This window comes from Chitinophaga sancti (assembly GCF_034424315.1).
Classification (GTDB): domain Bacteria; phylum Bacteroidota; class Bacteroidia; order Chitinophagales; family Chitinophagaceae; genus Chitinophaga; species Chitinophaga sancti.
This window is the reverse complement of the sequence record NZ_CP139972.1, coordinates 6,642,837-6,661,763: the sequence shown is the minus strand read 5'-3', so window position 1 is coordinate 6,661,763 and position 18,927 is coordinate 6,642,837. Positions and strand designations below refer to the sequence as shown.

10 protein-coding genes are annotated in these 18,927 nt (G+C 45.5%); 1 reads left to right on the top strand and 9 read right to left on the bottom strand.

What is annotated here, in order from left to right; translation table 11 throughout:
* Positions 1-10: 10 nt before the first annotated feature.
* From U0033_RS26275 to U0033_RS26235, 9 genes are all read right to left on the bottom strand, one after another.
* Positions 11-1,645 (bottom strand): fasciclin domain-containing protein, encoded by a 1,635-nt coding sequence (locus U0033_RS26275; protein WP_072360806.1) that lies wholly within the window; start codon positions 1,643-1,645, stop codon positions 11-13.
* The gene (locus tag U0033_RS26270) at positions 1,642-3,120 is read right to left on the bottom strand and encodes a RagB/SusD family nutrient uptake outer membrane protein (RefSeq protein ID WP_072360804.1); all 1,479 of its coding nucleotides are present in this window, start codon (positions 3,118-3,120) and stop codon (positions 1,642-1,644) included. Before U0033_RS26270 ends, U0033_RS26275 begins: the two co-directional genes overlap by 4 nt.
* Positions 3,121-3,130: 10 nt before the next feature.
* Positions 3,131-6,406, bottom strand: a complete 3,276-nt coding sequence (locus U0033_RS26265) for a SusC/RagA family TonB-linked outer membrane protein (protein ID WP_072360802.1) — start codon at positions 6,404-6,406, stop codon at positions 3,131-3,133.
* Positions 6,407-6,414: 8 nt separating this feature from the next.
* Positions 6,415-8,595: a fasciclin domain-containing protein gene (locus U0033_RS26260; RefSeq protein WP_072360800.1), complete on the bottom strand. Its 2,181-nt coding sequence runs from the start codon at positions 8,593-8,595 to the stop codon at positions 6,415-6,417.
* 243 nt (positions 8,596-8,838) lie between these two features.
* A complete protein-coding gene (locus U0033_RS26255) occupies positions 8,839-10,017 on the bottom strand; it encodes an AGE family epimerase/isomerase (RefSeq protein ID WP_072360912.1) in 1,179 nt (392 codons plus the stop codon).
* 9 nt (positions 10,018-10,026) lie between these two features.
* Entirely contained in the window at positions 10,027-10,209 is a 183-nt protein-coding gene (locus U0033_RS26250; RefSeq protein WP_143150720.1) for a sugar porter family MFS transporter, read from the bottom strand.
* 152 nt (positions 10,210-10,361) lie between these two features.
* On the bottom strand, positions 10,362-12,284 hold the full coding sequence (locus U0033_RS26245; protein WP_072360798.1) for a beta-N-acetylhexosaminidase: 1,923 nt from the start codon (positions 12,282-12,284) through the stop codon (positions 10,362-10,364).
* 96 nt (positions 12,285-12,380) lie between these two features.
* The gene (locus tag U0033_RS26240; protein WP_072360796.1) at positions 12,381-13,982 is read right to left on the bottom strand and encodes a SusD/RagB family nutrient-binding outer membrane lipoprotein; all 1,602 of its coding nucleotides are present in this window, start codon (positions 13,980-13,982) and stop codon (positions 12,381-12,383) included.
* A gap of 18 nt (positions 13,983-14,000) precedes the next feature.
* On the bottom strand, positions 14,001-17,201 hold the full coding sequence (locus U0033_RS26235) for a SusC/RagA family TonB-linked outer membrane protein (RefSeq protein WP_072360794.1): 3,201 nt from the start codon (positions 17,199-17,201) through the stop codon (positions 14,001-14,003).
* A 461-nt stretch (positions 17,202-17,662) separates the two neighbouring features.
* Between U0033_RS26235 and U0033_RS26230 the strand changes: the two genes are divergently transcribed.
* Complete coding sequence (locus U0033_RS26230; RefSeq protein WP_072360792.1) at positions 17,663-18,889, top strand: ROK family protein; 1,227 nt, start codon at positions 17,663-17,665, stop codon at positions 18,887-18,889.
* The last annotated feature ends 38 nt before the right edge of the window (positions 18,890-18,927 follow it).

The window sequence follows — 18,927 nt, the reverse complement described above, 5'->3', positions numbered from 1 at the left end:
AAATTTGGATTCAGGGCCTTGGCACTGGTGTACCATCAGCTTTGAAACGTGGATAGAGCTGATCCATATCCTGCGGGATAAAGTGGATCATGTCCAGATTGTTATTGTTCTGTGTGCCTGTCAGGGTGGTGAAGCGGAGGGTGTGGCGTTCGGTGGTTTTTATTTCAATGGTACCCACCAGTCGTGCCCCCCAGCTGTTGGAGGTAGGATCGGTGTACCATTTCCAGCCCTGTGCTTCCATTTCGCCTTCGGTAGTGGCCGGCATGGCCGTTGTAAAGTTCATGGTACGTTGCATCACCTCACCGTCTATAGAGATCTGATTCAGGTTGTTGGAGCTGGAGGACTGTTTTTGTACACGATAGCAGATCCATACTTTGTATTTTCCTTTTACCAGCAGCGGCGTCTTCATCTCCATGTAAGCACTGCGCCCGGGGCCACCCAGGGGTATCATCAGAAAATCACCATTTACGTAGGTGCTGGCTACGGCATAAGTCATGGCAGAAGGACCGGGAACAGAGAACCCTGATGGCATATTCGTGAGTGAATACACGTAGTTCTGCTTGCGGAAATAAGCAGGCAGGTTGCGGATTTCAGGGAAGTCAGCTACATCCCAGTACACCGGTACCGGGTTCCTGATCTTGACGGCGAAGTGCCCGAGAGCGTTATGTAACACACCGTTCGTTGCGGAATTATCTGAAGTACTTCTATCCAGTTCTACCCCGGTTTCATGCACGCCATTGAAGTCGTCATCATTGATCAGTACTTTTTGCCCGGAGAGCTTAGACGTCACAACTTCCAATGGCGCCAGGGTAGTATGTGAAGTGGACATGACTATATCGGCGAGGTATTTTACACCGTATAGAATGTGGTAGTCTACGTATAAGTGGAGGCTATCATCCAGTTGCGTTGGGTCTCCGGTATGTGAATAACGGGCTTTTAGACCGGCATATGTACTAAAGCCGGCAGCATTGATGGCTGAGTCAGATTCTGCCAGGACTGTCAGCCAGGTGCTGGCGCTATCTGTATTGCCGGATGCCGGTATATTCAGGGTATCAAAGAGCCCTGTTTCTCTCAGTGCCTGTGTAAAGATGCTGTACTTCGGGTTACTGGCCAGCATAGCTGCCAGTGTTTGCGTGGCCGGTGTCAACACATTGTCCACTACGTGAATGATGCCATTGCTGACGCGGACATTTGCCTTTAGTATCTTCGCCTGCCTGTTGACAGTGATCCTGGTTACACCATCTGTGTTATTGGCACCGGTGATGAGGTATTGCCCATACATGGTGAGCTGTGGCAGCTTGCCATCGGAAAAGGCAGTGGTATTGATCGTATCCTGCAGGATACAAAACTTCACCAGATCTTTTAGCTGCTGTACATCTATTGATTCCAGCGTGTTATGACCAGAACTCTTCACGAAAGAAGCGACTGCATCATTGTTGGGAACGAAGATGGTGTAAGATCCGTATACGCCCAGGAATCCCTCATCCCCGGTGATCTTGAGGATCTTCAGGAATCCGGAGAATTGCTCCGGATCTTTTTCCAGGTAACCGATAATAGTCACTTCATCAGAGGTCTGCGAAATAATGGGAGCTTTTTTACAAGCTGCACAGCACAGCATCAGGAGAATAATATAGCCTGCTTTCATTGGTAGTACGGGTTTTGTACCAGTTTTTTGTCCGCTTGTAACTCATACTGGTTGATGGGTAAATAATGGCTGCGTACATCCCTGTATTTATTGATAATTGACTGTTGCATATTGCCGGGTGCTGTCATTGCGACCATATCGAGCATGATGGAAAGATGCGCGTAATGATCGCGTTGTGCATGGCGCAGTATGTCGAACCACCGCTTGCCTTCGAAGGCAAATTCACGGGCTCTTTCATTGAGGATATAGTTGGATACGTCTATTGCAGAATTAGGGTCCGGGGATTCTGACGTTGCGTCGATAGCACCTGCCCGTGTACGAATGGTGCTCACCAGGTCCAGTGCCTCCGGCCCTCTCTCCACCCATGCCAGGGCTTCCGCCTTGAGCAGGAGAATATCAGCATAGCGGTATACAAACCAGTGTGCCCAGGAATCTGTAGCACCCCTGGCCACCGGTGTAGCGCCACCCGTAGCACCGGCAAATTTCCAGATCATCTGATCTGTTGCCCTGATACTACCACCATCTCCACGAATGTCTTTTTTTGTCGCATCGGTAAGATCTATTCCATAGATCTCATCCATTACCCTGGATGCACCAATGAAACGATTGGCAGATACTATAAACATGGAATAGAAAGGATTTAGCTGCTGCGCATCAAACTGAAATTCGAAGATGCTCTCGGCAGAGTTGCCCATATAAAAGACATTATTGAACCACTGTGATTGTACACTGCCATCCATCAGGCCATAGCGGCCGGAGTTGATCACTTTGTCACAGGCTTCGATACATTTATCATACTTTTCATTCCAGAGGTATACATCGGCTTCCAGTGTATAGATCCCATACCTGGTCAGGCGGCCTTTGTCCTGTGCTGTAGAACCGTAGGTTTCCAATGCATGGGTTTCTGCAAATGAGAGGTCATCGAGGATCTGTGCATAGACCTGGTCCTGTGTGCTTTTCTCCAGCTGATCCAGGCTATTGTCGCTATCCGTTGCTTTCAATTGCAAGGGCACTTCACCAAAAGTGCGGAGGAGGTAGAAGTACATGAGAGCCCGCAGCCCATGCGCTTCTGCGAGGTAGCCATCCAGGGCTTCCTGTGTGAGTGTCTTATCGGTTTGCATCACCTTTGCAGCATAGCCGATGACGGTGTTACAGTAATTGATAGTGCTGTATACACCTGCCCAGCTGGTGTAGGTATTGGTAGCGAGAATATTTGCCTGCATGATATTGACCTCATCTACCGTAGTGTTCAGCGTACTATTCACCATATCGGCCCGCAGTTCTCCCCATGCGAAGAGTTCAGTCACCAGCCAGTTATTCAGCAATGAAGAATAGCAGCCTATAACGGCAGCTTTCAGCTGCTCTTTATTCTGCCAGTAGTTATCGCGGATAATACCATCCTGCGGCTTCACATCCAGCCATTTACTGCAGGATGAACTGAAAAACAGGAGGGTGATGAGCATATATTTTTTCATGGTTATACTTTTAAAAACTTGCACTGATACCCATCAGGAAATTTTTAGCGGGTGGGGTAAGTGCATTATCCACCGGGTAAGAGAATGGATCGTTATTTCCTTTCGTGGATACGTCCGGGTTCTGTCCTTTGTACTTCGTCCAGGTCGCTAAGTTTTCTACCGTGATGTAGCAACTGGCATTGCGAATATTCAGTTTGTCTAGAATGCGTTTGGTAAAATTGTAACGAAGCGTGAGTGATTGCAGCCTGATAAAAGAGGCATCCTGCACGTACCTGTCGGAGCCCAGCCAGTTGTAACCTGATCGGTAAAGGGCTCGTGGTATGTCCGTCTCATCGCCGGGATTGCGCCAGCGTTTGAGTACGACGGTACTTTGGTTATCATAACCGTACATGTTGCTGGTGGACATATCGGCTTTGTTCACCAGTTGGTAGCCTAGCCTGTATACGAAATAGGTGGTAAGTTTCAGGTTGCCTTTGAAGGTGATATTCGGACCAAAGCCACCGGTTACCTTAGGGATCCCATTGCCGAGATATACAATATCTTTATTGTCGATATTCCCATCGTGATTGACGTCTTCATACATCGCATCACCGGGTTGGAATACGTAATCAGTACCGGGGTAATTGAAGCGCATATAAAGTGTCTGCCCATTGGCGCCATCTATCTTTTTGCCATTGGCATCTCTTACAATAGTGGCGTCCCTGTCTTTGTACACACCTTTGTAGCGGAAGCCATAGTAAGAACCAAAGGGATTGCCTATTTGCAGGTATGTTTTATACACACCATTCTGGTTGATGGCTACATTGTTTTCTCTTGGGAAGAATTCAGATATTTTCCGCACGATATTCACATTGCGGGCAATGTTCAGATCGAAACCAATGGTCCAGTTCTTACTGCGGTAAGGAATGGTGTTTAACAACACTTCCCATCCCTGGTTATCCATGGTACCCACATTCATTGCTACTTCAGAAAAGCCTGAGTAAGCAGGGATCTGCAGGTTTTCGTAGAACATATCTCTGGTACGGTTGCGATAGGCTTCTACATCGATACGTATCCTGTTTTTTAGTACCCACAGGTTAAAGCCCAGGTTTGTGCCTTCCACTGTTTGCCACTTCAGGCTGGTCAGCTCCATGTTGGATGGATATACGCCTGACATGCCTAAATAGGTATAGGAATAAGGCTGGTAAGTATTGAAGTAATTCCATACGGCTTTGTCAGGAGGTGCGGCTCCACTCTGTCCATAGGAAGCCCTGAAACTGAGGTCGTCTATGAACTTATATTTACGCATAAATTTCTCCCCGGAAGTGCGCCAGCGAACGGATAAGGAAGGGAATAAACCATAACGGTAATCAGGACCGAAACGGGAATTACCATCACCTCTTAAACCGGCATTGATAATGTACCTGTCCAGCAATCCGTATTGCCCCTGTAAGAGCAAACCAACGCTCCGGGTTCTGCCGGAAGTGGATTCCAGTGTAAGGTCGGAATTGGCTGTACGACCGGGATTGGATGGATCCTGGAAATTGGAGGATGCGGTATTGGATGTAAGTACATTGTGTGTGACATAACTCCGGTCTTCCGTTTGCAGGGATAACAGGGCCTGCAACTGGTGTTTCCGGGTATTGCTCTTTGGTGTATAAATGAGGTTTGTCTTTGTATATACATCGAAGATGTCTCCATCACTATCTCCTGCCCTGTTCACTACAGTCTCGGTAACAGGGCGGCCAGTGGCCACCCCGGGCAGAAAGGTTTGCGCTTTGGTATTGTTGATATCAAACTGCACATCGAAAGTAGAAGTGAGTACAGCCGGAACGATATCATACTGCACGTTGAACTTGGGCGTGATACGTTCTCCCTGCTGCCTGTAGAGGCTTTCCATTACCATGGATACGGGGTTGTAGGTGGTATAATAGTAGCCCTGTATATTGGAAGCCGGTGACAGGTAATTAGGTGTTACATTGCCATATTCATCATATTCATGAATAGCCATATTGGGCATTCTTGTATAAGCAATACCACGAACCTGGTAGTCCTTGTCAGGAACATAATTCAGGTGGTTATCCACATGTGTGTAGGTAATATCTGAACGGAAACGAATGCGGTTAGATACCATGTAATCCAGGTTGATCTTGGAGCTAATCCTTGTCAGGGAAGTACCTTTGGTAGTTCCCTGCTGATCGAAATAGCCAATAGAAGCATAGTAGCGGGCTTTATCACCACCACCGGTCATAGAGATATTGTGATCCTGTGAATAACCCACCTGCGTGATGGCCTTAATCCAATCTGTATTATTGCTGTAGTTATAATACCAGTATGGATCAGACGGATCGTAGAGGAATTCTTTATTCACATTTATGTTCAGCGGTAGTCCATTGGTATTGGCAATCTCCTCCGGAATGAGGGTAGCATACTGATCACCATTCAGGAGCGGAATATTACGCGGTTGCTTACCAAAGGTGCCTTTGAAGTTATAGGTGATAGCTGGCTTCCCTACCATCCCTCTTTTGGTGGTAATGATCAACACTCCATTTGCAGCACGGGAGCCCCAGACCGCTGTGGCAGCAGCATCTTTGAGTACTGTGATTTCTTTTATATCCGATGGGGCAATATTGAGCAATTGTGCATAGCCCTGTTCATCTGCACTACCGAAGTTGAAATCAGACGGCACTTCTGTATCATAAGGCATACCGTCCAGTACGATGAGCGGGTTAGCAGAACCATTGATAGAAGCTGTACCGCGAATGCGGATAGACATCCCAGCACCGGGGTCGCCGGAAGTAGTGCCGATATCCACACCGGGCAGTCTTCCCTGCAATGCCTGATCGATAGAGGCAGCGGAGAGTTCTTCCAATTCCTTTGCCTGGATAGTGGCGGTAGCCAGGGTAGAATTGCGCGCGTCGATATTCAGACCCGTACCATTGTTCACGGTTTGCTTTGCGACTACATTAAATTCATTCAGATCATGGGTATTGGGTTGCAACTGGATGTTGATGGTCGTACGGTTATTGATACCCTGTACAACGGTTTTATAGCTGATAAAAGATACGGAGACCTGGTGTTGCAGATCGGCTACGCGAATAGCGAAATTGCCATCTATATCAGTAGCTACACCGGTTACAGTACGCTTATCTTTGTCCAGTTCTGCAACTGATGCGCCGATCACAGGCATGTGGGTAGTGGCATCTGTTACCCTGCCACGTATCGTCTTCTTTTGTGGTAACTGTTCCTGGCGGGCAAACAGTGTAGCGCTGTATAAAAGACAGGTGATAAACAACAGTTTGTTCATAACAGTTTTTATTTTCCTCTTAGGTAGTGGGTAATGGCGTGGATCACGGTACGGGCAGAGAGATTATTGCTGCGGGTATAATCCAGGTAAGCAACATCATTATATGAATCCCTGAGCTCCATTGCATTTGGTACCGGGCTGCTGATAAATATAAAAGAGAGATCCCCATCACTTGTTTTCATCAAGGTTTCAAAGGCTCCTTCTTTCTTCGCATCCGGCACCACTGTGTTGCGGTTCAGGATGTGGAAGTTGATAAAATTCACCACCTTATCTTTATCGGCATCTGTAGTTGGTGTAAAATTGGGAATGCCGGTAATAGGGTTTCCGGGCAATACACCGTCCTTTACTGCCTGTGTGATAGCACTGTTCACCGGTACAAAAATCGTATAAAAAGTGCCGGGCACTGTGCCTACGATATCCTTTGTGGCGGCCGTCCATAGCGTGGAATTTTTAAGATACTGGAAGAAACTGCTAAAGCCATCGGGATCATTGGTGGCGAGTTTTTCCAGGTGGTACCCGATTGTATTTTCGGTGAATGTGAGCAGGCCATCTGCATAAAATGCCTGGCCATTGGCAGCATGATCGACCCGGTTTACATGCAATACAGTGCCTGCATCGGCATTGCCGCTGGCCCAGACTGTGTAGTTTTTGTACTTGATGTATTCTCCGTTCCAGGCTTCTATAATTCCTTCACCGGAGAGGTCATCCATTTCGCCTTTATTGGTAGTGAGAATAGATGTTTGAAGCATGCGGTATACCCTATCCATAGCACCTGAACCATACTGAATACTACTACCGGGAGCAAGGTAAGACCAGTCATTTCGTTCGGAGCTCCAATCATAACCCGCAGCACGCAGCAGCTTATCAGGCATCATGAACATCGTATAATTTATACTGGGGTTTATGATGGAGTATTTCAGATCGGCATCCAGCGCACGGGTCATGAGTGAATAATCGGGATCCAGGAATGCCCTGGCATAGATGGTTCTGAATACATTGGCGTCCTGCACGGTATTGATACCATAAAAGAACCCGTTACTTAATACCTTCCTGTCCACAATATTTCCCTGCGTAAAAGTGGGTACTTCCTGCTGACTGTTTGTAGTATGGCTTATCTTATTGGGCCACATCGCTGTTTGCCACATATGCGCATTCAGGAGACTAATAAGTACTGAGGGCGGTGCGGCTTCGAATGTATGGTAGTGTTCAAGGATCTTTTTTTCGTAAGGGATCAGCACATCATTGGTGGGTACACAAATCGTCCATCCGGACTTTTGGGCATCGGTGCCGGACAGCAGGTAGTTCTCATTGTTAGGAGAGAAGGCCAGCGCTCCGCTGTACACTTTTACAAATACGGAATCGGCATTACCGGTCAGCACCATGTTGCGATGAGTGATATCAGCGTTGGACTGGTAGGTCACCAGTTTTTCCAGCAGGCTGCGAAACTCGCTGTAATTTGGGTTGGAGGCGAGGTATCTTTCCAGGTTGTCCAGGGGGGTGATCACCTTATCAATGGTGTGAATAATGCCGTTTTCTGCGGGGATATCTGCTTCCAGTACTTTTGCATCAGCCACATTGAAACCACTGAAAGTAGTGCCGGGATAGAAGTAGGAATAATCCGATGCACTAAGGCCATTCTGCGCAAGGAAATCATTTATAAAGTAAGGGATGTTCTTGTTATTATTATCATTGGCGGCATAGGCACCATTCCTGTTGGCAGCGATGAGTAAGCGGCCATTTTCTGCATACACCCAGTCATAATAAGCGGTTTTACGTTTGAAAGCCTGGTTGGTATCCGGGCCGGAGCTGGTCTGATGGTCTACGAGCTGTTCTTTTCTATATGCATTATATACCAGTTCGTAAGTAACGATCCTCCTGGCATGGGCAGTGTCGATGGCATCGTCGCCACTGAGGCCATTGGCCTTAAAGTAGTTTTCAAAAGCAGCATCATCGGGCGCAAAGAAGGTCCAGTAACCGGCTTTGCCGAGAATGTCTTTATATCCTGCTTTGTCGATAGTAGCCAGGAGATGGGTGAAATTTTTGCGGGCTTCGAGTTGCTGGTATATTGGTTGTGCTAACCAGTCAGGACGGCCATAGTAGGCATCGAATTCCTTCTTTCTGCAGGCCGTAATAGCAAGCAAAAGGAACCCTATACCAAAGACCAGGGATCTTCGGAAAAGTATTTTCATAACGAACGATATTGTTTCAGGGCATTTGGTGGAAGGCTACATTTTGGTCGATATTGGAATTTTGATAATCTGGAATTAATCCCCCGGCGCTTTATTACAATCAGAAAATGAGCTATTGTATCAGTAAGGCTAAGTTAGAGGGGTACATGATAATAAAAAATGTAGAATAGTACTATTGCATGGAATTATTGACATTCCAGGGGATGGAATAATTGGTGTGGGGATGGAAAATTATACAATTACTCAGAACAATGTTCTGAGTAATTGGTAACAATACCATTCCTGTCTGGGAATGTGAAAAGGCCCTTTGAAGAGGTTTCCCTTCAGGGATACGGATTTGCTGCCGTCTTTGTGCAGGTAGCCGAACCATTCTCCATGTTCCTTGTCATGGAAATGGCTGTAGGCGTAGTCATGTACCTGCCTGTGCATAGCGGCGTACTTTTCGTCTTTTGTTAAGGTCCAGGCCAGTAGCGTAGCGATAATCGCTTCATTGTGCGGCCACCAGAATTTCATATCGTGCGAGTACTCCTGTACCGGCTTATTGTATACATCACGGAAATTGTACAATCCTCCATGTTCTGTATCCCATCCCCGCTCCCACATATAGTCTATCATGGACAATCCTAACTTTAAGAGGCGGTCATCATGGTTCCTATATATTGCCTCGTGGAGGATAAACCAGGCCCCTTCTATGGCGTGCCCCGGATTCAGCTGCCGGCCCTCAAAATGGTCTGAAATCTCTCCCTGCTGAGTTACCTGCTCCATTACACAGCGGAGATCGTGCTTTACAAAATCCCTTTCCAGCTCATCGATCCATTTGTCTATCCATTCATCACAGCGGGGATCCCCGATCGTTTCCCTGATCACCTGGGCGGTATTGATCATTACAATAGGTACGCCAGCCGCTTTCATGGCCCGGAGAGGGGTAAATTTAGGCGGTAACAGGCCCGGGGTACTGGCATAACGGATACAATTCCCAAAGATCTCCCTTGCTTCTGCAGCAACCTGCCCGCTACCTGTCGCCTTTGCATAGGCCGCAAAAGCAATCGCCGCAAAAGTTTCTGAGAAGAAATACCTGCGTTTGCGAAGCGGTCGTCCATCCCTGGATACGTGGAAGAACATCCTGCCGTCGGTATCGAAACAGTGCTCTTTCAGGAAATCGTATCCCAGTTTGGCACCTTCCAGCCACTCTGCTTTCTGCTCCACCGTATTATATAAGGTAGCGAGTAACCAGGTAGCCCGCCCCTGGATCCAGACAGCCTTGTCATCGTCCAGCAATGAACCATCGTAGTCACGCATCAGTAAAAACCCGCCATACTCCTTATCAAAAGAGCGGGGGAACCAAAAGGGAAGGGTATCCCGGGTTAATTGTTGAAAATAAAAGTCTTTTAGTCGGTTGATGTCTTCATTCGTGTAATTCATTTCCATTTTTTATATGGTATGGTACAATTCGTCGACTTTTTCCAGTGGTACTCCTTTTGTTTCGAAAATATACCTGCTTACAAACCATATCATGCCTGCATAGAGCAGGAATGTAGGGGCAGGCCCCAGTTGAGTAAGTAATATAGGGAAACTAAAAGAGAAGACAGCAATCAATATGGTGTACGTCCCCATGTCATCTGATTAAGGGGAGGATGGCTATCCCTGGAATAAAAAAGGTTGCATCAAAAGTAAAATTGAAGACATTGAGAATTGCATAAATAAAGCGCTCTCCATCAGGTGCCCGGTAAATTTTACTCTTGATACAACCTTATCTTTTTATTCAATTAATATACGTGCCGTTTCTCATCCAGTCGTTTAGCCAGGTCTTCTTTGGTGATGTCCACCTGTGCGCCTACGGGCTTACCGTTGCGGTAGGTGATCACTTTCAGAATATTGGCACCAACAGGCCACCGGAGTGCTTGACCTGTATATTTTGGATAATGTGCATCAGGATTAGTGTTATCGAAGCTATAATACAAATCCAGTCCTTTAATCTCTGTAGCCAGGTTGATTTCATAATCGTAACGATTAATTCTTACAGGCCTTAAGATCACATTGTATACGCTGCGGGCATACTTGATATCCGCGGCATCCAGTCTTTTGAAATTCTCTTCCAGTCTTGGAATAAAATCATCCCAGTTTCTTTTTGCCTTTGGACTCCAGTACACTTCGGAAAGTGCAATAGAGCGAGGCCATGTCATGTACTCCACATGGCGGAATACAGGTACGGACTCTGTCCAGAGGTTGCCCTGACCACCCAGTATGTATTTCTCGTCCACGCTATCAGGTACCGGATCGTAGTTGTAGGAATCAGACAGGCGGCACATACCATAGGTTGGTGGTTCTGCTGTCTGCTCTCCCTGGTACAGATCCAGGTAAACAAAATCCCATGGCGTCATTACTACGTGATGGTTCATTTTGGCAGCGGTGATCCCCCCACTCATACCTCTCCAGCTCATGACTGTTGCTTCGGGAGCAAGACCACCTTCCAGGATTTCATCCCAGCCGATCATTTTTTTACCTTTTGCTTTGAGCATGGTTTCCATTCTCTTTACAAAATAGCTCTGCAGCTCGTCTACATCTTTCAGGTGCTCATGTTCCATCCTGGCCTTGCATTTAGGGCATGTCTTCCAGAAGCCTTTGTAAGCTTCATCTCCGCCTACGTGAATGTATTTGGAAGGGAATAATGCAGCGAGTTCAGTGAACACTTTGTCGAGTACGAGGAAGATGCTATCGTTGCCCACGCAGAGTACATTGTCTTCGCGGGTGTAAAATTCGCGGCCGGCATTTACCTTATAAGGCAGTTGTGTGCAGGAGAGATTTGGATAAGAAGCAATCATGGCCAGGCTATGCGCAGGTACGTCTATTTCAGGTAAAATAGTGATACCCCTGGCAGCTGCATATTTCAGCAGTTCCTTCATATCTTCCTGTGTATAGAACCCACCATCGGTTGCTTTCTCATTTGCCAGGTCTGCTGGTAACTTACCCCAGCGCCCTGTGCGTGGTACTCTCCAGGCACCCACCTTTGTCAGTTCTGGCAGGCTTTTGATTTCAATACGCCATCCTTCATCATCAGCAAGGTGCAGATGCAGGGTATTGTATTTATAGCGGATCATCTCGTCAATGAACTGCTTAACTTCATCTTTGGTAAAAAAGTGACGAGATACGTCGAGCATTAGACCTCTCCATCCGAAACGGGGATAGTCTATGATCTCGGCACAGGGCATCGTCCATGCTACATTTTTTACAGACTGGCTTTCGATATCTGGCGGTAACAGTTGCAGAATAGTTTGCAAACCGTAGAAGATCCCGGCAGTGGTATTGGCTTTCAGCACTACCTCAGATGGCGTAACCTTCAGGGTATAGCCCTCATCGCCTATCGCAGCATCTGCCTTTACATTTAGTTCCAGGCTGATGCGCTTTGTACCGTTATTGCTGCGTTTCAGATCGTAACCTGTACTGGCTTTAAGCCTGGTAGAGAACCAGTCGGCTGTTTCCTTCACTTTGTTATCAGAGAGAGATAAGACTGTCGTATTATCCAGCGTAAATTCTCCACTTTGCTCAATCACCTTTACAGGCTCCGGAATGATTTTGATCCTTCCATCGCTGGCGTAGGTACGGACCATCATCAGTACAAAGAAAAGAATAAGGTTGCTCTTTAATAAGAGCAACCTTAACCTAAAATCTAACAATTGTGCAGTAGTCATAAATGAAATTGAATTGCTTAACAAATTAACGATAGCCAATAAGTATAGTATTTTTTATCTACTAATCGCAATTTGTATGATGTGTGGTAAAACGGCTTACTGAGCCGCATCCCACCACATCCTGGACGTCATTTTATCACCATCAGTATAGCGGCTTATTGCATCGTTGTAGTTCGTTGCATTGATAGTAGCTTCTGATGTAGGATAAGTGAAACGACGAGGGATAGTGCCATTGGTAACATTTCCAATGTAAACCACCTGTTGCAATACAGGATACCCACTTCTTCTCCAGTTAGACCATGCTTCATATTCATCCATGAAAGTAGCAATATAGTACTGGGTATTGATCTGGTTATAGCCATCCGCTGCATTGAATGGATTAGCTGCCAGGTAAGCTGCGATCTGGGCAGCACTTACACCTGCACCTGCGCCGGTTTGTGTGAGCTGATTCATAGCTGCAGTTACACCTGCATTATAATAGTCAGCTGCATTACCGCTTACCCATCCTCTCAGTGCTGCTTCAGCCAGCAACAGCTGGTTTTCGGCATAGGTAAGGATAAAGGAAGGCGCATCTAAACGGGCAAATGTGTATCTGTTCACTACTGAATAGCTATTGATAGCGTAGGAGGTGAAATCAGTTTTATTACCAGGATAGTTAGCTGCATAATGGAGATCTGTAGTGGTAGTAGCACCCTGCTGATCGTAGCCGTTTGGCATACCCAGCTGTTTAGCCCAGGTTGTATCACCATAGTCGTATCCGGAAGAACCGAAAGCGACACCCGGATTAGTACAAACAGTAGCATAGTAGATCAGGCGCGGGTCATTGGTATTTTTCATCCTGTCAATAAAGCTCTGGCTCACGCGGGATGCATTAGGATCATTATATGCCAGTGTCAGACCATTACCATTGGAGTTGGTGGAGGTAACCGCATCATGTTTGATGATAGCATTATCATCATTGCTGGTAAACAGGCCACCTGCAACGGCAGTCTGTACCCATGTTTGTGCAGTTGCCGGATCTACCTTCGTCATACGCATAGCCAGGCGCAACATCTGGGAATAAGCGAATTTTTTCCATTTGGTCACATCACCCTGGTACATCACATCAGCATTTTTCAAAGTATTGGTAGCATTTGCGTCCAATGCCTTTGCTGCTTCGTTCAGCTCATTCAGCATATCCATGTAGATAGCCTGCTGTTTATCGTATTTAGGATAAGTGATACCACCGGAATAACCCTTACCAGCTTCTGAATAAGGAACATCTCCATATAGATCTGTCATACGCTGGAATACCACCACCTTCATGATACGGGTGATATTATAAGCGTTCGCATAGGTGGTTTTATCTTTCCAGTTGTTCAGCGTTTCTACAACATTCGTTACTGCGTTAGGGAATTGTCTATCCCAGTAAGCAGAGTTGTAACCTCCGCTGTAGGTATATTTGTCTCCATTCCAATAGCCCTGCAGGGAGGAAAGGTGCTGTATCATCGTACTACAATAGATCATACTGTTACGCCATGCTTCGTAGTCGGTACCAGCAGTATATGCCTGCACAGCAGTGAACAACAGGTTGTAGTCCATGCTGGAGGAGGTAATATGGTTCGGATCGTTATTGATTGATTCCAGGTTTTTGTTACAGCTGCTCACTGCCATTGCGAACACTAAGCCCAGCGTACTCCTGTATATATACTTCTTCATTTCCAGATTGTTTAATTGTTAGAATTTTGCGTTCACATTCAACCCAAAGCTTCTGGTTGGAGGCATACCGTTCAATTCCAGACCCTGACCATTTGTGTTGTTGTAAGCAGATTCAGGATCAATGTTAGGTGTATGCTTTAATAAGGTAGCCAGGTTTCTTGTTACGATAGAAACATTTACACCTTTAAAGAAATGATCTCCCAGTAAAGAAGAAGGGAGAGTATAACCTAAGGATAATTGTCTCAGCTTAATGAAGCTTGCATCGTATACAAATTCTTCAGCAACGATATTGGAAGTAGCCAGGTTAGTCCAGTATGTTTGTGCATCGATAGACACTGTATTAGCAGTACCATCGGCCTGAACACCTTTACCTACGTAACCACCATCACGACCTTCCAGGGTATTTTTTTGCTGACCTGTGGAATACAGTGACAGGTTAGTACCGGAGTACACTTTAGCACCGAATTTGAAGTCAACCAGGAAAGAGAGTGACAGGTTTTTGTAATGGAATTCGTTATTTAAACCACCGGTTGTTTTGTAAACACCAGATCCCAAAGGTACTACTGTGGAAGAACGCAGGTTCTGACCATCTTTTGCGTATACTTTGTTACCTGAATTATCTCTGCGATAAGCATAACCCATGATCTGACCATAAGCTAAACCTACTACGTTGCTGATAGTAACGCCATCACCATTTCTTGGTACAGCACCATCAATAGCCAGGGAATTAACACCAGGGCCCAGGTATAACACTTTACTGCTGTTCAGTGCAATGTTGAATGTCGCATCCCAGGAGAAGTCTTTACCTCTTACAGGTGCACCGCTGATCAATGCTTCAATACCCTGGTTCCTGATTTTACCAACGTTCAGGATAGCTGCAGAATAACCGGAAGCTGTACTTGCAGATACAGACGCGATATCATCTTCAGTTTGTTTGTAGTAATAAGCGACATCAAAACCAACCCTGTTATCCAGGAACTGCATGTTCAGACCAACTTCTTTTTCAGAAATTTTCACTGGTTTCAGGTTAGCATTTGGTACAGTTGAGTTGGTGATCATACCAACAGATACACCAGTGAGGGTGTAGGTTTGCAGACCATAAGTCAGGTAGTTCTGGTAAGGAGTAGTACCGTTGGAGGCACGTGCAAAAGATGCTCTCAGTTTACCGGAAGACAACCATTTAGGTGCATGCATCAGTTCACTAAACACGAAGCTGGTGCTTACAGAAGGATAGAAGTATTTGTTGCTCTTTGGATCCAGTGTAGAGAACCAGTCCTGGCGGCCGGTGAAGTTCAGGAATAAGAAATTCCGGAAACCGAAATCGGCAGTACCATACAGTGAGTTTACACGATAATGTGCGTAAGTCTGGGTGTATGTTCTGTTTGCGATGTTGTTAGCAGTATACAGGTAAGGAATGATGAACGGAGAAGCCGTACCATTCAGACCATAAGACTTGTTGACGTTATCCTGCTGGTTACCACCGAATGTAGCGTTGATACTGAAATCACCTACTTTTTTATTGAAACCGATGAGGTAGTTCAGGTTGAGCTCTCTGTAGTTTCTTTCATATTCACTAAGCTCACCACCGTTAGCATAGGCTGTACCGGTAGGTGTAACTTTGCGGTAATCGAGGATATAACCATCACGCTGAACAGCACCCTGTGCATATAACCAGTCAGTGAAGTTATATTTTAAGGTGGCAGCAGCGGTCAGACGATTTCTGTCAGTATTGTTCTGATGCTGATAAGCCAGGAAATATGGGTTGTTGAAGTAAGTTCCTGAAGTAGGTGTTAATTCAACGCCAGATGCCTGTCTTTGTGGTTGCAGCCATCTAACATCGAAGGTAGTAGGCAGATACATTAATGTTGCATTGATGTTGGTAGAAGCATCGGACAACAGTGCTCTGTTCTTTACTCTTTCAAAGATGTAGTTAGCAGTAACTGTGAGGGAAAGTTTTGGTGTGATATTATAAATTGTATTCAGGTTGATACCTTGTTGGTTCATGCCTGAATTAGGAATGATAGAGGTATTATGCAGGTTGGAAAGGCCGACACGGTATTTAATCTTGTCAGTGCTACCGCTGATGGCAACAGAAGATTGATTGTTCAGACCAGTACGATAGAAATTCTTCCAGTTATCCTTACCTACGCTTTCGTTGTATTTATAGGTATTGCCCAGGAAGTTCACCGCATCAGAACCATCCATTTTGGCACCCCAGCTGGAGTAAGTGTTATACGCAGTAGCTGCGGAAGTAGGTTTTACCCCTTGTGTACCCTGACCGTAAACTGTTTGCAGGTCACGGTAGTCAATGATGGTATTGGCAGTTAAGTTGTTGTTGATCTCCACACCGATACCTTTTCCTTTCTGACCGGATTTGGTAGTGATGAGGATCGCACCATTACCACCACGGTAACCGTAAAGTGCAGATGCAGCAGCCCCTTTCAGTACCTGCATATCTGCGATATCATCGGGGTTGATGTTTGACAGACCATCACCGAGATCCATACCGCCCCACTGGCCGGCACTACCCTGTGCAGCATTATCAAAAGGCACCCCATCTATTACATATAATGGCTGGTTGTTGCCGGTGAGAGAAGCGTTACCACGGATGATTACACGGCTACTACCGCTTGGACCAGTGGCGTTGTTAGCTACACTCACACCCGCTACTTTACCGGTCAGTGCATTACCGATATTCACCTCCCTGGATTGCGTGAAGGCTGCACCGGAGAGCTGTGTGGTAGAGTAACCGATAGACCTGTTTTCTTTCTTGATACCTAATGCTGTCACCACTACGTCATTCAGCTTGGTAGCTCCTTCTTCCATCCTGATGGACAGCGCAGTAGTTTTATCAGTGACTGTTATTTGCTGTGTGGAAAAACCGATGAAGGAGATGAGGAGTACATCGCCTGGATTGGCATTGATGGTGAATTCACCCTGTGGGTTGGTAACCGCTCCCCGGGTGGTTCCTTTTACGGAGATGCTTACGCCGGGTAGTGGCTGACCGTTGGCTGTAGTAACCTTACCGGTGATCTCCTTAAAAAAACGCGAAGAAAAGGATGCATCGGGAACACGATTGTAGATTGCAGAATAGCCCGCTGTAGCGGCTCCCAGTTGTGCTGACACGAAGAATATGCCGGTCAGTTTCAAGAACGCAGGTGTTCTTACATTGCGCTTCCGCCGGGCATAGGGAAGTCCACAAAGATTTTTAAAATTCATACCTTTGTAATGTTTGGATTATGTAAATAAGCGGTCGTGACTTGTTCTCTAAAGCTGTCGGCTGTTTGCCTGTTACCGCCAAAGTTGGTTCATAGCTGGCATTCCAAATACTTTCCGGGAATGCTCCAACATTTCCGGATTTTTTTTGGTCACCCCCTAAAGTTGCACCTGATGTGATCAGGTATTAATCATTGTTTATTTTTTATAGTATAAAGAGGAATTAGTTTTTCATTGTTAACGTAAATACTACTTTTGGTTTAGATTCTCTTTTTCCTTTATGCTTTTTTCAAATTTAAAAAAATTATTTTAACATTTCCTAATTAATAAGAAAATTTATTAATTAACTTCGACTAGCGGAAAAAACGAAATAAACTCAGGTTCAATTCAGATGATTAATTATTAATAGCGCGGTTTTGCCTCCATAGGAATTTCTATATTTTTACCGATTCACAATTCAAATAATGGCCCAGCACAATCTTTTAGCCGAGATACAAAATGGGGATATAACTGGTGTAGCATATAAGAATCTTTCGCTGAAAAAAGAAATTCTGTCACATTTTACTAATGAAGGTAATGCCACAATTACTGATTTAGGTAAAATTCTAAACGCCAGTACCCCTAAGATCACCTTACTAATTACAGAACTGATAGAAACAGGTCTTGTCAAAGATTATGGCAAAACAGAATCTGCGTCTATCGGACGAAGACCGAATATATATGGCCTTGCATCGGACTGCGGATTCTTTGTGGGTGTGGAAGTGAAGAATAATCATGTGAATATTGGTTTACTTGATTTCAGGAAGAACCTGATCAGGTTTAAGGATAATATCCCTTATGCATTGGAGAATACCCAGGCATCACTGGATGAGCTATGCAAGATCATAAAGGCATTTATTACTGCACAGAAAATGAAGCCCGGAAAGATCCTGGGTGTAGGTATTAACCTGACAGGAAGGATCAACTGTAAAACAGGGCAGAGTCATAGTTATTTTAACTTCTCCAGGGAACCCCTTAGTAAGATCATGGAAAAGCGGATAGGCATCCCGACTTTCCTGGAGAATGATACCCGTGCAATGGCATATGGAGAGTTTACAAGCGGTGCCGTGCAGGGGGAAGAAAATGCGCTGTTTGTAAATATTGATTATGGGATCGCTGTGGGCATCATGATCAATGGGGAACTGTATTATGGCAAGTCTGGTTATGCCGGAGAATTTGGGCATATACCCTTCTTCCAGAATGAGATCATTTGCAGGTGTGGCAAAAAGGGTTGCCTGGAAACAGAAACCTCGGGAAGAGCCCTGGCAGATCTTTTTATCAAAAGATTGAAATCAGGTGCTACATCTTCAGTAACAGCGAAGGTGAAAAAAATGGAAGATATCACAATGGAAGATATCATTGATGCAGCCATAAATGATGACACCCTGGCGATGGAACTGATAGAAGAGATCGGAGAAAAGTTAGGGAAAGCAATAGCGGTGTTGATCAATGTTTTTAATCCCGAGTTGATTATCCTGGGAGGTTGTATGGCGACAACGGGAGATAATTTGTATTTGCCGGTGAAGAGTGCGATCAAGAAGTTCAGTTTGAGCCTGGTGAATAGCGATACGAAATTGCGGCTGTCTCAATTGGGGGATAAAGCAGGCGTAATTGGTGCCTGCATGTTAATAAGAAAAAGATTATTCAATTAAAAAACGATGGGCAGTGTGCATTCTGCCACACTGCCCAT

What these genes read in the sequence shown, in the direction of transcription:
- U0033_RS26275 (WP_072360806.1), bottom strand. Translation starts at nt 1,645, where the DNA reads ATGAAAGCAGGCTATATTATTCTCCTGATGCTGTGCTGTGCAGCTTGT.
- U0033_RS26270 (WP_072360804.1), bottom strand. Translation starts at nt 3,120, where the DNA reads ATGAAAAAATATATGCTCATCACCCTCCTGTTTTTCAGTTCATCCTGC.
- U0033_RS26265 (WP_072360802.1), bottom strand. Translation starts at nt 6,406, where the DNA reads ATGAACAAACTGTTGTTTATCACCTGTCTTTTATACAGCGCTACACTG.
- U0033_RS26260 (WP_072360800.1), bottom strand. Translation starts at nt 8,595, where the DNA reads ATGAAAATACTTTTCCGAAGATCCCTGGTCTTTGGTATAGGGTTCCTT.
- U0033_RS26255 (WP_072360912.1), bottom strand. Translation starts at nt 10,017, where the DNA reads ATGAATTACACGAATGAAGACATCAACCGACTAAAAGACTTTTATTTT.
- U0033_RS26250 (WP_143150720.1), bottom strand. Translation starts at nt 10,209, where the DNA reads ATGGGGACGTACACCATATTGATTGCTGTCTTCTCTTTTAGTTTCCCT.
- U0033_RS26245 (WP_072360798.1), bottom strand. Translation starts at nt 12,284, where the DNA reads ATGACTACTGCACAATTGTTAGATTTTAGGTTAAGGTTGCTCTTATTA.
- U0033_RS26240 (WP_072360796.1), bottom strand. Translation starts at nt 13,982, where the DNA reads ATGAAGAAGTATATATACAGGAGTACGCTGGGCTTAGTGTTCGCAATG.
- U0033_RS26235 (WP_072360794.1), bottom strand. Translation starts at nt 17,201, where the DNA reads ATGAATTTTAAAAATCTTTGTGGACTTCCCTATGCCCGGCGGAAGCGC.
- U0033_RS26230 (WP_072360792.1), top strand. Translation starts at nt 17,663, where the DNA reads ATGGCCCAGCACAATCTTTTAGCCGAGATACAAAATGGGGATATAACT.